Below are 13,350 nucleotides of genomic sequence, written 5' to 3' on the forward strand. Positions count from 1 at the left end.
TCCTCCGGACCGGCGGTGGCCGCCGCCGGTCCGGGGATAGGCTGCTCCCCGGTCCTGACGCCGAGGTGGGAAAAGGGTGCGTATGGCACGCGCGGAGCTGTTGGCACCGGCCGAGGTGTGGATGCTGGTGCGGGAGCACCCCGTTCCGCTCCAGGGCTCGACCCGTGAGCTGGCCGACGCGTTCACCGCGCGCTTCGGAGACCGGTTCGCGGTCTGGCACACCGACGAGTTCGTGTTCGGCGTCCGGGACGGGCGGCCGGTCCTGCGCACCCTCGCCGGGCTGGACGTGCCCGCCCCGAAGGTGGTGTGCGTACGGCAGATCCCCGGCTCGATGCGGCACGACCGCGAGGTGACCCTGCTGCGCCAGCTGGAGCGCATGGGGGCCACCCTGATCAACCCGCTGGCGGGCCAGCTGATCTGCCGGAACAAGATGTGGCAGCTCCAGGAACTGGCCCTGGCCGGGCTGCCGGTGCCCGACACTCTCTCGTACGCGACCGCCCCGCTGGCCGGTGTCGTCCGTACCCCCGGTCTCGACGCGCCGTGCGTGGTGAAGTCCGTCGGCGGCCACAAGGGCAGACAGGTCTTCCTGGCCCCCGATGTCCGGCTGCTCCAGGAGGTGTCGGGTGCCCTCGCGCAGGAGACGCCGTATCTCTTCCAGGAGTATGTGGCGCACTCGCACGGCCGGGACCTGCGGCTGATCGTGGTCGACGGCGAGACCGTGGCCGCGGCGGTCCGTACCTCCCGGGACGGCGGCCTCGCCTCGAACATCGCCCAGGGCGGCTCCGCCGCGCGGTGCCTGGGCGACCATCCGCACGCGGAGGCCCTGGCGGTCCGGGCGGCCCGCGCGGTGGGACTCACGGTCGCGGGCGTGGATCTGCTGTTCACGTCCCCGGACGGCTACACCGTCTGCGAGGTCAACTCCGTGCCGGGATGGCGCCCGGAGATGACGGCGGTGGCGCCGGCCGTCACTGACTGCGTCGAGCGCGGCCTGGCCGCGTGGAAACCCATGGAGGACGTCTCCCCCTGAGCCCCTGAGCCGCCGAGCCGCCGAGCAAAGACGACGGAGGCCCCTTCCCGCCGGGGAAGGGGCCCTGTCGTATCCCGAGTTCAGGACTGGGGGCGGCTGCCGTGGTTGGCGCCGTTCTTCCGACGTGCCTTCTTCTTACGGCGTCGCTTCGATGACATGCCGTCTCCTTTCCGGTTGCGCTGTCCCGTTCCGTGCGGTGTCGCACCGGACCCCGAGTGCCGCGGCCTCGGCGTCCGGCCGACCAAACTACCCGTTCCGCCCCGCCCGGCGCGGCAATTCGCCCGCTTCCGCGTTGCGGCGGCGCGCCGGACGGAACGCGTTCAGACGACCGTGCAGGGCGTGGAGTTGAGGGTGAACGCGGACGGCCGGTTGTTGGCGCTCGTCCATGACGCGGTGAAGCCGACGGAGACGGTGGCCCCCGGGGCGATGACCGCCGTGTACGAGGCCGCGGCGGCGCTGACCGAGGAGCCGCTCTGGGTCGCGGTGGCCCCCCACATGTTGGTGATCCGCTGGCCGTTCGGGAAGGCCCAGGCCAGCGTCCAGCCGTTGACCGCGGCCGTCCCGGTGTTGCGGATCGCGATCTCGCCCTGGAAGCCGCCGCTCCACTGCCCGCTGACGGTGTAGGCGACCGAGCAGGCGGAGGTCGTCCCGCCGCCCCCACCGCCGCCGCCGGACGTTCCGTACACCGTGGCCTGCTGGGAGGTGCTGCCGATGCCGTTGGCGCCCTTGAAGATGCGCTGTCCCCAGGAGCTGAGCGCGTTCGGGTTGAAGCCGGTCGCCATGTCGAGGTACTCCACACCGCCGCTGTTGCCGCTCCACGACCAGCCGAGATAGCCGAGGCGCAGGGACTGCGTGGTGGCCATGATGGCGTCCTCGTCCGGGTCGCCGTCCGAGTGCATGTCCCCGAACTCGCCGACCAGGATGGGCAGTCCGGCGTTGACGAAGGTGTTGAGATACGCGCTGACCTTCGCCGCCGTGTTGAAGACGCCGTACATGTGGATGGAGAACATGGTGTTGCGGTCCGGGTCGGCGGCGAAGACGGACGCGGCGTTGTCCCGCATGGTGAAGGACCAGTCCTGGCCCCAGTTGGGCGCGTCGACCATCAGGGTGTGGCCGAACCCGGCGTTGCGCAGCTTGACGATGGCCGCCTTGGTGTCGGCCGTCCAGCCCGCGTAATTGGTGTTGCCGTAGGGCTCGTTGCCGATGTTGACGATGACATAGCTCTCCTGGCCGGTCAGCGCGGACTGGACGCTGATCCAGTAGTCCGCCGCGCGGGAGAGGGTGACCGCGGCGCTCTGCTCGCCGTAGCCGGTGGTGTCATGTGCCTCCAGCACACAGATCAGCTTGTTCTGCTTGCACTGCGCGACGATGTTCGCCACATCCGCGGTGTCGTTGCGCGTCCACTGGTCGCCGGTGCTCAGCACCACGCGCACGGTGTTGGCGCCGAGCGCCTTGATGTCGCTGAGGGCGGCCGTGGTCCGGCCGGTGTACCAGGTGTGGGCGTGGTTGACGCCGCGCATGACGAACTCGTTGCCGTTCGCCTCCAGCAGTCTGCCGTTGCTGACCCGCAGACCGGTGGCGGCGGCCTCCCGCGCCTGCGCGGCCGGGGCGGGCAGCGAGACGGCGAGCAGGCCGGCCAGGGCGAGCAGGGGGAGGAGCAGGCCGAGCAGGGGGAGTCGCCCCCTTCGGGGCCGGGCGGTGGTGTGGGGTGGTGCGACGCTCATGGGGGGTCTCCTGGGACGTCGTTGTTCCGGGATGTCGGTGTGAGCGGGAGAACGGACGAGGGGTCTCAGCGGGCGGTGCAGCCCGCGACGGTGGTCGCCGGATTCCCGGAGGCGGTCCGGGACGCGATGAAGCCGAAGGCGGTGCTGGCCCCGGCGGCGAGCGGGCCGTTCCAGGACGCGTCGGCGACGCTCGCGGTGCCCTGGCCGGTGGTGAGGGTGCCGTTCCAGATCTGGGTGATCGCCTCACCCGTCGGTACGGTGAGCCGTACCGTCCAGCCGTTCAGTGGCGCCGTGCCGTTGTTGCTGACGGTCACCTCCGCCTGGTAGCCGCCCTGCCAGGACGAGACGGTACGGAGCGACGCGGCGCAGCCGGTGGTGCCCGGGGCCGTCGGGGTCGGCGTCGGGGTGGGTGTCGGGGTCGAGGTGCCGGGGGTCAGCAGCGGGGTGAGCGCGGGGAACCATCGGCCCGCGATCTTGTCGTCGCCCGCGCTGTTGGGGTGGACACCGTCGTAGGTGTCGGCGGCCGTGCTGAACCCGGTCCACTGGTCGACGGCGGTCACCGGCGACCGGGCGGTGCTGCGGCCCGCCGCCCAGGCGGGGATCCGGGCGTTGAACGCCACCACGCGCTGGGCGCACTCGCCGCAGCTGCTCGGATTCATCGGGATGATCTGGGCGACCAGGATCTTCATGTCCGGATTGCTCGCCCGCATCTGGTCGACCAGTGTGTCGAAGGCGGCGAGGATCCGGTCCGGGGCGATGTTGCTCCACACATCATTCGTGCCGAAGTGCATGACAACGATGTCGGGTCGCGTGGCGGACAGCCAGCCCGGCAGCAGGTTCTGCGCGGCGACATTGGTGGCGAGATACCCGCCGTGGCCTTCGTTGTTGCCGTCGCTGCCCTGCGCGCAGCCCTGCGGGCCGAGCGTGCCGACGAAGTCGGCCGAGGTGTAACCGGCGTTCAGGAGACGGTTCTTGAGCACGGCCCGCCAGCAGCCCGGCGAGCCGGTGATCGAGTCGCCCAGCGGCATGATCCGTACGGGGTCGGCCGCCGCCGAGGCGGTGCCGCCGGGGTGCGCTACAAGCGCGCCGAGGGTGAGCGCGGTGAGCGCGAGGACGGCCAGGACCGCCCGCAGCGCGGTGCTGCCCGGTGATCGCGTGGGGGTGTGCGCGGTCGGGTACGAGGTCGTGCGGGGTGAGGGGTCGTTCCGCATATCCAAGGTCCCTTCTCGTGTATGCGGAGGTTCGAGAAGAAGTGGGAGCGCTCCCACTTCTGGGCGAGAACGGTCCGTGTGCGCGGCCTGGCCACATCAACCCACTGTTGTCGAAGGCACGTCAAGGGTGGTGACGGATGTCGGCCGCCGGGACGGCCGACATCCGTTCACTCCTGCCCCTCGCTCCTCAGCAGCCGCCCAGGCGCAGCATGACCTTGCCGCTGCCGCTCCCGGCCGCCACGGTCAGCGCCTCGTCCGCCCGCTCGATACCGAAGCGGTGGCTGATGACGGGGGAGACGTCGAGCCCGTCCCGCAGCGCGCGCAGCGCCTCGTCGATCTCGTCCACGAACCGGTACGAGCCGATCCAGCTGATCTCCCGGGTCACCAGGGAGCCGAGCACGGCGGGTACGGCCGTACCGGGCAGATTGCCGACCTGGACGAGGGTGCCGCCGCGCGCGGTCGCCGCCAGGACGGGGCCGAGCGCCGCCGGGGCGCCCGAGGCGTCGAAGGACAGCTCGATGTCCGCGGGCAGTTCCTCGCCGGCCGCGAGGTCGACCGTACGGTCCGCGCCCATGGCACGGGCCACGGCGAGCGGGGCCGCCGAGATGTCGGAGGCGATCACGGTCGCGGCGCCGCGGTGCTTCGCCGCGGCCACCACCAGCGCGCCGATCGGTCCCGCGCCGTTGACGAGCACCGCCTTGCCCCGTACGTCACCGGCGCGGTGCACGGCGTGCAGCGCCACGGCGAGCGGTTCGGCGAGCGCGCCGTGCTCGGTGCTCACCCCTGCGGGCAGCGGCCGGATCAGCTCCGCGCGGACCGTACGGTACTCGCTGAACCCGCCGTCGGTGTGCGGGTCGAAGGCGGCCGAGCCGAAGTACCGGACCCGCGGGTACAGATTCGTCCGGCCGGCGATCCGCTCCGGCAGCGGGTCGTCCCCGACCGGCTCGGCCGGGTGCACGGTCACCGGCTGGCCGTCCGTCAGCCCGTCAACTCCCGTTCCGACAGCGGCGATCCGACCGGCGACCTCATGGCCGAGCACCAGCGGATGACGCAGGGTGGCGGTCCCGGAGGCGCCGTGCTTCCAGTAGGCGACGTCCGAGCCGCAGATCCCGCCCCACTCCATGGCGACGAGGACCTCGCCGGGGCCCGGCTCCGGCCGGGGGCGCTCGTCTATCCGCAGATCGCGCGGACCGTGCACGACGACGGCCTTCATACGGCGTCCTCCATCCGGACCAGATCGCGCCCGCGCGTCTCGGGCGCGAGGACGGCCGACACGAGGGTGATGAGCGAGTAGACGACGAGCATCGCGGCGATCGGCCACCAGCTGCCGGTGACCGCGGTCAGGGTCGCCGCGACGACCGGCCCTATGGCGGTGGCGAGGATGCCGCCGATCTCCTTCGACAGGGCGAGCTGGGTGAAGCGGGTCCGGGAGCCGAAGAGTTCGGCCATCGTGACGCTCTCCAGCGAGAACAGGCCGAGGACACCGACATTGAGCCCCAGGACCATGCCGAGCATCAGCGCGGATGTGCTGCCCGAGGTGATCAGCAGCATCATCGGGAACGCGAACGCCATGGTGATCAGGGTGAGCGCGATATACATCGGACGGCGCCCGAACCGGTCCCCGAGCAGCCCGACCAGCGGCACGGTGACAAAGCCCAGCAGCGAGCCGTAGACGATCGCGTCGGTCGGGACCGCCCGGTCGGCGTGCAGGTTCGTGGCGATGTAGCCGACGAGGAAGGTCTGGATGAGCCCCGAGTTGCCCGCCTGGCCGAACCGCAGCCCGAGGGCGAGGAAGAACGCCTTGCCCTTGCGCTGCCGGATCCCGGCCTCCAGGACGCTCGCCGGCGGGGTGACGGGCGAGGACCCGGCGGAGCCGGCGGAGGAGGACTTGGCGGCGGGTTCGGTCGCGGCGGACTCGGCGATGACCGATTCGACCTCCGTACGGGAGAGCGCGACGCCGTCGACGACATCCGCCCGTCCCTCGAAGACCGGGCTCTCCTTCAGATTGCGGCGCAGCCAGACCGCGAAGATCATGAGCCCGAAGCTCAGCAGGAACGGCAGCCGCCAGCCCCACGAGAGCAGTTGTTCCTCGCTGAGCACGGCGAGCAGGATCGCCCACAGCCCCGACGCCGCCAGGGTGCCGGAGTTGGTGCCGAGCGACACCAGCGACGCGACGAGGCCGCGTCGTTTCACGGGCGCGTACTCGGCGAGCATGACGGTGGCCCCGGCGATCTCGGCTCCCGCGCCGAAGCCCTGGACGAGCCGCAGGACGACCAGCAGGATCGGGGCGAGGATACCGATCGTGGCGTAGGTGGGCAGCGCGCCGATCAGGGTGGTCGAGGCGCCCATCAGCAGGATGGTCAGGAACAGCACCCGCTTGCGGCCGATCCGGTCGCCCATCCGCCCGAAGTAGACGGCCCCGGCGAGCCGGGCGACATACCCGACGCCGTAGGTGGCCATGGCGGCGATGAGCCCGATGGCGGGGCTGACATCGGGGAAGAAGATCTTGTTGAAGACGATGGCGGCGGCCAGCGAGTAGAGCTGGAAGTCCATGAACTCCATGGCGGTGCCGAGCCAGCCGGAGACGGCGGCTCTGGTGAGGTCGCGCGTGGTGCGCGTGGCGGCGCCCGGGGGCGCCGTTCTGGTGGTGTCGGTCATGGCGAACTCCGTTGTTCAGGGCCGTACGTGAGCGGTGCGGGGGACGGGTGGGGGGACGGCTGGTGAGAGGGGACGGTGGTGAGCGGGGACGGGAAGGCGGAACGGATGGAGCGCGGGGACTGGACGGAACGGACGGTAGGGGCGGCCGTACGGGTCAGATCTCGACCCGGCCAGCCCGCAGCGCGGGGAGCCGCGCGGTGACGGCGGAGACCAGCGCGGGGTCACCGGCCAGATCGGCGGCGCCGACCGCACCGAGCAGCCGCCGTACGGTGTCCGCCGTGTCCGGGGTGTCCGGACCGTCGCGCCGGCAGGCGGCCAGCCCGGCGGCGGCGGGGTCCGTCGTCCCGTACACCTGACGGCCGCCGCCGTCGGGGGCCGGGCGGGTGGCGTTCACCCAGGCGGCCAGGGCGAGTTCGAGCACCGGGGTGGGCGCCGAGGCGGCACGCAGCGCGCGCAGCGCCCCGAACCACCGCTCCGGGAGTTTCAGCGACCCGTCGGAGCCGATCTGCTGGAGCAGATGCCGCATTCCGGGGTTGCGGAACCGCGCGACGAGATCGTCCGCGTAGGCCGCCGGATCGGGGCCGCCCGCCGGCAGTGTCGGTCCGACCTCGGCGCAGAACGCCCGTACCAGCCGCTCGCCCCACTCCGTCGCCAGCGCCTCGGCGACGGATCCGCACCCGGCGGCGGCGCCGATATGGGCCAGCGCGGAGTGTGATCCGTTGAGCAGCCGCAACTTCGTGAGCTGATACGGCACGACGTCCGGGACGAAGAGCGCGCCGTCCCGTTCCCACGGCGGCCGGGCGCCCGCGAAGGCGTCCTCCAGCACCCACTGCCGGTACGGTTCGGCCACCACCGGCACCCCGTCGCGCACCCCGAGGGCGCGATGGGCCGCCGCCCGGTCCGCCTCGGCCGTCGCGGGCACGATGCGGTCGACGACCGTCGAGGGGAAGGCGACCGAGGTCTCCAGCCAGTCGAGGAGCGCGCGCCGGCCGGGCCAGGACGACGCCTCCACGAAACCGCGGAGGACCCCGGCGAGCGCCGGGCCGTTCGCGGCCATGTTGTCGCAGGAGACGACCGTGACCGGGGCGCCGCCGGCCCGCTGCCGCGCGGCGAGCCCGGCGGCGAGCCGCCCGACGACCGTGGCGAGACCGGCGGTGTCCGGCGCGGCGAGATCGGCCGCGATCCCCGGCGCCCCGGTGTCGAGAGCCTGGGCGTCGAGCACGCCGGAGCCGGGGCGGCGGTGGTACCCCTTCTCGCTGATCGTCAGGGTCACCACCGTCACGTCCGGGGAGGCCAGCAGCGTGTCGATCCGCGCGGCGTCGGACCCCATGCGCAGTGCCTCGGTCACCGATCCGACGACCCGGGTGACCGGACCGTCCCCGTGCAGGCCGGTCACCGAGTAGAGACCGTCCTGCGCGCGCAGCGCCGCCACCGTGTCCGCCGAGCGCGGCGCGACGGCGGCGATGCCCCACGGCTCGCCGGAGCGGGCCGCGGCATGCTCGGTGTAGACGGCCTGGTGCGCCCGGTGGAACGCGCCGAGGCCGAAGTGGACGATACGGGACCGCAGTTCACGCGGATCGACGGCCGGGCGCAGCTCGGGCGCGAGCCGGTCGAGCGTGCCGAATGCCAGCGTCGCGTCGGGCCCGGAAGCGGGCCCCGACGCGGGCCCGGCGGAGTGCGGAGGCATGGCGCTCATGGCGTTCACCAGTCGTGCACCGACCCGTCGAGCCGCCGCGCGACGGGCAGATAGCGGGCCTGGTACGGGAACCGCTCGGCCGCCTTCTCGTCGTACGCGACCCCGAGCCCGGGCTCCTCCGACGGGTGGAGCATGCCGTCCGCGAAGGTCACCCCGCTCCGGAACACCTCGGCGGTCTCGTCCGCGTGTCCCATGTACTCCTGGATGCCGAAGTTGGGCACGGTGATGTCCACGTGCACGGCGGCGGCCAGGGAGACCGGCGAGAGGTCCGTCGCCCCGTGCGAGCCGGTCCGCACCTGGTAGAGCGCGGCCAGGTCGAAGATCCGGCGCAGATGCGTGATCCCGCCGGCGTGCACGACGGTGGTGCGTACGTAGTCGATGAGCTGCTCGGTGATCAGGTGCTGCACGTCCCAGATCGAGGTCAGCACCTCGCCCACCGCGATCGGTGTCGTCGTGTGCTGCCGGATGAGCCGGAACGCCTCCTGGTTCTCGGCCGGGGTCGGGTCCTCCATCCAGAACAGCTGGGCGTCCTCGACACGCTTGCCGAAGCGGGCCGCCTCGATCGGGGTGAGCCGGTGGTGCACGTCGTGCAGCAGATGGAAGCCGAAGCCGAAGCGCTCGCGCACGGCCTCCAGATACGTCGGCGCGAACCGCAGATACGCCTCGGTGTCCCAGGGCTGCTCGTCGGGGAGCGCGGTCGCGGCCGGCTCGTACACCTTGCCCTTGCGCACCCCGTAGCTGCCGCCGACGTCCGGGACGGCGGCCTGGGCGCGGACGGCCTTGTACCCGAGGGAGAGGAACCGCTCGACATCGTCCAGCAGCGACGGTACGTCCGTACCGCTGGCGTGCGAGTAGACCATGACGCCGTCCCGGGACCGGCCGCCGAGCAGCTGGTAGACCGGGAGGCCGGCGACCTTGCCCTTGATGTCCCACAGCGCCGTGTCGACGGCGGCGATCGCGGTCATCGTGACCGGACCGCGCCGCCAGTACGCGCCCCGGTACAGGTACTGCCACATGTCCTCGATGCGCGCCGGGTCCTTGCCGATCAGCAGCGGGACGAGATGGTCCCGCAGATAGCTCGCGACGGCCAGCTCACGGCCGTTGAGGGTGGCGTCGCCGAGGCCGGTCACCCCGTCCGACGTGGTGATCCGCAGGGTAACGAACGTCCGCCCGGGGGAGGCGACGAACACCTCCACGCGTTCGATGGTGCTCACAGGTCCCACTCCTTCGGACGCGGCCGGCGCGCCACTGGTCGACATCGCTGGTATACAAGCACTGGTCGTGCAGCGATGCAATACTTTCGGAGGGGTGAGTGTGCCCTGGTCCGGCGGGTGGCCGGACGCCGATCGGACAGGAGTGCGGCAGTGGTGACGCCACCCCGATACGATGACCGCATGGCTCACTCGAACCGGCGGCGGACCAGCCGCCGCGCCGTCTACGCGACGCTGCGCCGCAAGGTTCTGACCCTGGAGTTCCCCCCGGGCGCGGCGCTGTCCGAGAACGAACTCGCGGCGGCGCTCGGGGTGAGCCGCACCCCGGTCCGCGAGAGCCTGATCCTGCTGTCCGAGGAGGGCCTCGTACAGGTCTTTCCCCAGGTGGGATCCTTTGTCTCACGGGTGGACCCGGCCCGCGTCGCCGACGCGCAGTTCCTCCGGGAGGCCGTGGAACTCGCCTCCCTCGACGACCTCCCCGCCGAGCTGGACCCCGCGCTCGTCGGCGAACTCCGGCAGAACCTGACGGAGCAGCGGCGGCCGGGCCTCGGACTGGAGGACTTCTTCGAGCTGGACGAGGCGTTCCACCAGGGCCTGCTGCGGCTCAGCGGCCACGGCAGCGCCTGGGCCACCGTCGTCTCGGCCAAGGGCCATCTCGACCGCGCGCGCCGGCTCGGCCTCTACGACACGGCCTCGTCGGCCGGGTTCGCCGCGCAGCACGTCGAGATCCTCGACGCGGTCCTCGCCGGTGATGTCTCCCTGGCCCGGACCGCCATGCGCACCCATCTCCGGGCCGTCTTCGACGATGTCGAGCGGATCAGACAGCGCTCGCCGGAGCTGTTCGCCACGGACACCGGAGCCGTGCCGGTCCGGCGCAACATCGTCGTCTGGGAGTGACCGGACACACCGTCAGGTTCACCACGGGCGGGCGGGCTATCATCCCCCGATGAACGCTACTTGGGAACCCGGAACACCGGGCATACTGCGGCTGCCCTCGGGCCGGCTCGTCCGGGGACGGGGCCTGCGCCACCCACTTCCGGACGGCCGGCCGCCCGCCTTCGGCCTCTATCTGCTGGGGCACGAGCCGCCCGCCGTCGACTGGGAGTCCCGCTGGCTGCGCTGGCCGGACTTCCGGCTGCCCGCCGACCGCGCGGACGCGGGCGTGGCGCTGCGCGCGGTCTGGGAGCGCGCGGAGACCGAGCGCGTCGAGGTCGCCTGCGGCGGCGGCTTCGGCCGCACGGGTACGGCGCTGGCCTGCCTCGCCGTCCTGGACGGGGTCCCCGGCGGCGAGGCCGTCGCCTATGTCCGTACGCACTACAACCGGCGTGCCGTGGAGACCCCCTGGCAGCGCCGCTTCGTCACCCGCTTCTCCTAGCGCTCCACAGCCGGAAGGGGAGGGGGCACCGGCGTCTGGAAATATGAGAAAGGGAGATCAAGGGGGGACTGGAAATGTCAGGGAACGCGGGGCGCTTTGTCGACAGTCCGGGGTTCATGGGCCTGAGCATCCTGTTCTGGGGATGGACTGCGGCCAGCAGCGCCACCCCGACCTGGTCAAGGGTTGTCGCGCTGCTTGCTCTGGCGGCCTGGGTGACGCTGCTGGCGAGGCATCTCCTGCGCCGCGACCGCGCCCGCGCGTCCTCCGCTCCTCCGGACGAACCGGGCGCGCCCTGACCGGCCTCCACCGCCCGTCATCCCCGCAATTCCCCGTAATCCCCCGAGGGAAAGAAGGAACCGCCGTGCTCCTGACCCATCTGCTGCACCCCGGCATTCTTGAGGCGCTGGCCGGTGCCGGCCATGGCGCACGCGTCCTGCTCGCGGACGGCCACTATCCCGCGAGCACCGCCACCGGCGAGCGCGCCAGGACGGTGCACCTCAATCTGGCGCCGGGCCTCCTCGATGTGACCACCGTGCTCGATGTCCTGCTGCGCACCGTTCCCGTCGAGTCGGCCCAGGTGATGGTGCCGCCCGAGGGCGAGCCGGAGCCGCCGGCCATCGCCGAGTACCGCTCCCGGCTGGCCCCCGTCCCGGTCGGCACACTGGACCGCTTCGCGTTCTACGAGGCCGCCCGCACCCCCGACCTGGCGCTGGCGATCGTCACGGCCGACATCCGCACGTACGCCAATCTGCTTCTCACGATCGGTGTCCGCGACACCGGGACCCCGGCATGACCGCCGGATTCCCGGCGTGACGCCCGGATTTCCGGCGTTACTGGAAGAACCTCGGCAGCCACCCGGCCCTGTACTCCGGATGGCCCGCGTGCTCCGCCGCCAACTGCCGTACGACAAAGCCGAGTCCGACCGCGCGGCCCGCCCGGAAGGTCTGTTCCGGGCGGTCCACGTCCAGCTCCGCCACCTCCTCGTACTCGTCGAGCAGCACAAGGCTGGTCTCGACGCGGCGGACGGTACGGGCCGGGTCCTGGAACGCGGTGTGCCGGTCGTAGCCGAAGCCCTTCAGGGTGAACGCGACCGCGCCGTTGGCGTCGTGCACCTCGCCCGGCAGATCGGGCGGGCAGCGCCAGGAGTCACCGCCGGCGGCCCGGGCGAGCGCCTCCTCCTCGGCGAGCCGCGCGCGTACGAATGCCACCAGAGGGGCGTTGGGGTTCTTCATCAGGGTCCGGTCCTTCGTGCAAGTCACCCGGAGGGCCCCGAGGCCCCCATCGGGTTCCGTCCGTCCGGCCCAGGATGGCGTACGGCGGCGCCCCGCGTCTCCCCGGCCCCGCCCTGACCGGCCCTTACCGGACACGGCGGGGCCGGAGGGAGCGGGCCGCGATCAGGACGGACCGGTGTCCGTAAAAGCTGTCAGGCCGTCAGCCGCGCGGGCAGCCAGGCCAGTTGGGCGGCCTGCTGGTACGCCCCGCCGCCCTCGTGGTCGTTGAAGTCGTACACCTCGATCGCCTTGTCCTCGTGCGCGTAGGCGTTGAAGGCCGCGAAGACCGTCGACGGCGGGCACGTCTGGTCCTCCAGCGCCACCGAGAACAGCGCCGGGGCCAGCGCGCGCGCCGCGAAGTGCACACCGTCGAAGTAGCCGAGGGTGCGCGTGACCGTCTCCGTCCGGCCGCGGAACGTCTTGAGGTAGTTGCCGATCTCCCGGTACGGATGGCGGTCGGTGATCGTCGTCGCGCGCGGGAAGTCGCAGAGGAACGGCACATCCGGCGCCGCCGCCACCAGGTCCGGCACGAGCCCGGCCACCGCCAGCGTGATCCCGCCGCCCTGGCTCGCCCCGAGGACCGCCGTGCGCGACGCGTCGACCAGCGGGTGGGCGCGGGCCGCCTCCACGGCGCGGACCGCGTCGGTGAACAGCCGCCGGTAGTAGTACGTCTCCGGGTCCTCGACGCCCCGGGTCATGAAGCCCGGGAACGAGGAGGCGCTGCCCACCGGGTCGGGGGTGTCCCCGCCGTTCCACCCGGCGCCCTGCCCCCGGGTGTCCATCACGAAGTGCGCGAACCCGGCGGACGCCCAGAGCAGATGGCTGTGCGGCAGCCCGCGGCCGCCCCCGTAACCGATGTACTCCACCACCACCGGCAGCGGCTCCCGGGCGCCGGCCGGCAGCACCAGCCAGCCCTTGACGGGGTGACCGCCGAAGCCGGCGAAGGTCACGTCGAGGACCTCCAGCGTCGACAGCGCCGTCGCCACGGGCTCGAAGCGGGCGGCGAGATCGTGGCCGCGCGCCTCGGTGAGGGTCTTGGCCCAGAACTGGTCGAAGTCCGCGGGCTCGACGGACAGGCTGCGGTAGCCGCGGAGTTCGTCGAGGGGCAGATCGGACAGGGACATGAAGGAACCACCTCGGTGGAAGTCGGCCGCTCACACGGCGGAACGCGCGAATG

At 72.2% G+C, this 13,350-nt stretch carries 14 protein-coding genes; 5 read left to right on the plus strand and 9 right to left on the minus strand.

Annotation, left to right across the window (positions count from 1 at the left end):
* The first annotated feature begins 82 nt into the window (after positions 1–82).
* Entirely contained in the window at positions 83–1,027 is a 945-nt protein-coding gene (locus DVK44_RS32605) for an ATP-grasp domain-containing protein (RefSeq protein WP_114664215.1), read from the plus strand.
* Between the two features lie 80 nt (positions 1,028–1,107).
* Here the strand turns inward: DVK44_RS32605 and DVK44_RS38000 are convergent, their stop codons facing one another.
* The 7 genes from DVK44_RS38000 to manD all read right to left on the minus strand — a co-directional run bounded on the left by DVK44_RS38000 (position 1,108) and on the right by manD (position 9,575).
* Positions 1,108–1,185 carry a 50S ribosomal protein bL37 gene (locus DVK44_RS38000; RefSeq protein WP_370443954.1) on the minus strand — a complete coding sequence of 26 codons (78 nt, stop codon included), beginning with the start codon at positions 1,183–1,185 and terminating at the stop codon, positions 1,108–1,110.
* Between the two features lie 162 nt (positions 1,186–1,347).
* On the minus strand, positions 1,348–2,751 hold the full coding sequence (locus tag DVK44_RS32610; RefSeq protein WP_114664216.1) for a cellulase family glycosylhydrolase: 1,404 nt from the start codon (positions 2,749–2,751) through the stop codon (positions 1,348–1,350).
* Positions 2,752–2,816: 65 nt separating this feature from the next.
* A complete protein-coding gene (locus DVK44_RS32615) occupies positions 2,817–3,962 on the minus strand; it encodes a cellulose binding domain-containing protein (RefSeq protein WP_114664217.1) in 1,146 nt (381 codons plus the stop codon).
* A 187-nt stretch (positions 3,963–4,149) separates the two neighbouring features.
* On the minus strand, positions 4,150–5,175 hold the full coding sequence (locus DVK44_RS32620) for an L-idonate 5-dehydrogenase (RefSeq protein WP_114664218.1): 1,026 nt from the start codon (positions 5,173–5,175) through the stop codon (positions 4,150–4,152).
* On the minus strand, positions 5,172–6,620 hold the full coding sequence (locus DVK44_RS32625) for an MFS transporter (protein WP_114664219.1): 1,449 nt from the start codon (positions 6,618–6,620) through the stop codon (positions 5,172–5,174). Before DVK44_RS32625 ends, DVK44_RS32620 begins: the two co-directional genes overlap by 4 nt.
* Positions 6,621–6,774: 154 nt before the next feature.
* Entirely contained in the window at positions 6,775–8,316 is a 1,542-nt protein-coding gene (locus DVK44_RS32630; RefSeq protein WP_228447466.1) for a mannitol dehydrogenase family protein, read from the minus strand.
* 5 nt (positions 8,317–8,321) lie between these two features.
* Positions 8,322–9,575: a D-mannonate dehydratase ManD gene (gene manD, locus DVK44_RS32635; RefSeq protein WP_181957580.1), complete on the minus strand. Its 1,254-nt coding sequence runs from the start codon at positions 9,573–9,575 to the stop codon at positions 8,322–8,324.
* 135 nt (positions 9,576–9,710) lie between these two features.
* Between manD and DVK44_RS32640 the strand changes: the two genes are divergently transcribed.
* The 4 genes from DVK44_RS32640 (at position 9,711) to DVK44_RS32655 (ending at position 11,695) form a co-directional block, all read left to right on the plus strand.
* Complete coding sequence (locus DVK44_RS32640; RefSeq protein WP_114664222.1) at positions 9,711–10,424, plus strand: GntR family transcriptional regulator; 714 nt, start codon at positions 9,711–9,713, stop codon at positions 10,422–10,424.
* A gap of 49 nt (positions 10,425–10,473) precedes the next feature.
* Positions 10,474–10,902, plus strand: a complete 429-nt coding sequence (locus DVK44_RS32645) for a protein-tyrosine phosphatase family protein (protein ID WP_114664223.1) — start codon at positions 10,474–10,476, stop codon at positions 10,900–10,902.
* 116 nt (positions 10,903–11,018) lie between these two features.
* Positions 11,019–11,198 carry a hypothetical protein gene (locus DVK44_RS32650; RefSeq protein ID WP_162794176.1) on the plus strand — a complete coding sequence of 60 codons (180 nt, stop codon included), beginning with the start codon at positions 11,019–11,021 and terminating at the stop codon, positions 11,196–11,198.
* A 65-nt stretch (positions 11,199–11,263) separates the two neighbouring features.
* Positions 11,264–11,695 (plus strand): RbsD/FucU domain-containing protein, encoded by a 432-nt coding sequence (locus tag DVK44_RS32655; RefSeq protein ID WP_114664225.1) that lies wholly within the window; start codon positions 11,264–11,266, stop codon positions 11,693–11,695.
* 37 nt (positions 11,696–11,732) lie between these two features.
* Here DVK44_RS32655 and DVK44_RS32660 read toward each other — a convergent pair whose 3' ends face one another.
* Together DVK44_RS32660 and DVK44_RS32665 are read right to left on the minus strand one after the other, a co-directional pair.
* The gene (locus DVK44_RS32660; RefSeq protein WP_114664226.1) at positions 11,733–12,134 is read right to left on the minus strand and encodes a DUF6221 family protein; all 402 of its coding nucleotides are present in this window, start codon (positions 12,132–12,134) and stop codon (positions 11,733–11,735) included.
* A gap of 191 nt (positions 12,135–12,325) precedes the next feature.
* Positions 12,326–13,297, minus strand: a complete 972-nt coding sequence (locus tag DVK44_RS32665; RefSeq protein WP_114664227.1) for an acetylxylan esterase — start codon at positions 13,295–13,297, stop codon at positions 12,326–12,328.
* Between the last annotated feature and the right edge of the window lie 53 nt (positions 13,298–13,350).

The sequence above is a fragment of the Streptomyces paludis genome, from assembly GCF_003344965.1.
In the GTDB taxonomy this organism is placed as follows: Bacteria; Actinomycetota; Actinomycetes; order Streptomycetales; family Streptomycetaceae; genus Streptomyces; species Streptomyces paludis.

Bases quoted from the DNA above. Each gene is read 5' to 3' on its own strand.
- DVK44_RS32605 (WP_114664215.1), top strand. From the start codon at position 83: ATGGCACGCGCGGAGCTGTTGGCACCGGCCGAGGTGTGGATGCTGGTG.
- DVK44_RS38000 (WP_370443954.1), bottom strand. From the start codon at position 1,185: ATGTCATCGAAGCGACGCCGTAAGAAGAAGGCACGTCGGAAGAACGGC.
- DVK44_RS32610 (WP_114664216.1), bottom strand. From the start codon at position 2,751: ATGAGCGTCGCACCACCCCACACCACCGCCCGGCCCCGAAGGGGGCGA.
- DVK44_RS32615 (WP_114664217.1), bottom strand. From the start codon at position 3,962: ATGCGGAACGACCCCTCACCCCGCACGACCTCGTACCCGACCGCGCAC.
- DVK44_RS32620 (WP_114664218.1), bottom strand. From the start codon at position 5,175: ATGAAGGCCGTCGTCGTGCACGGTCCGCGCGATCTGCGGATAGACGAG.
- DVK44_RS32625 (WP_114664219.1), bottom strand. From the start codon at position 6,620: ATGACCGACACCACCAGAACGGCGCCCCCGGGCGCCGCCACGCGCACC.
- DVK44_RS32630 (WP_228447466.1), bottom strand. From the start codon at position 8,316: ATGAGCGCCATGCCTCCGCACTCCGCCGGGCCCGCGTCGGGGCCCGCT.
- manD (WP_181957580.1), bottom strand. From the start codon at position 9,575: ATGTCGACCAGTGGCGCGCCGGCCGCGTCCGAAGGAGTGGGACCTGTG.
- DVK44_RS32640 (WP_114664222.1), top strand. From the start codon at position 9,711: ATGGCTCACTCGAACCGGCGGCGGACCAGCCGCCGCGCCGTCTACGCG.
- DVK44_RS32645 (WP_114664223.1), top strand. From the start codon at position 10,474: ATGAACGCTACTTGGGAACCCGGAACACCGGGCATACTGCGGCTGCCC.
- DVK44_RS32650 (WP_162794176.1), top strand. From the start codon at position 11,019: ATGGGCCTGAGCATCCTGTTCTGGGGATGGACTGCGGCCAGCAGCGCC.
- DVK44_RS32660 (WP_114664226.1), bottom strand. From the start codon at position 12,134: ATGAAGAACCCCAACGCCCCTCTGGTGGCATTCGTACGCGCGCGGCTC.
- DVK44_RS32665 (WP_114664227.1), bottom strand. From the start codon at position 13,297: ATGTCCCTGTCCGATCTGCCCCTCGACGAACTCCGCGGCTACCGCAGC.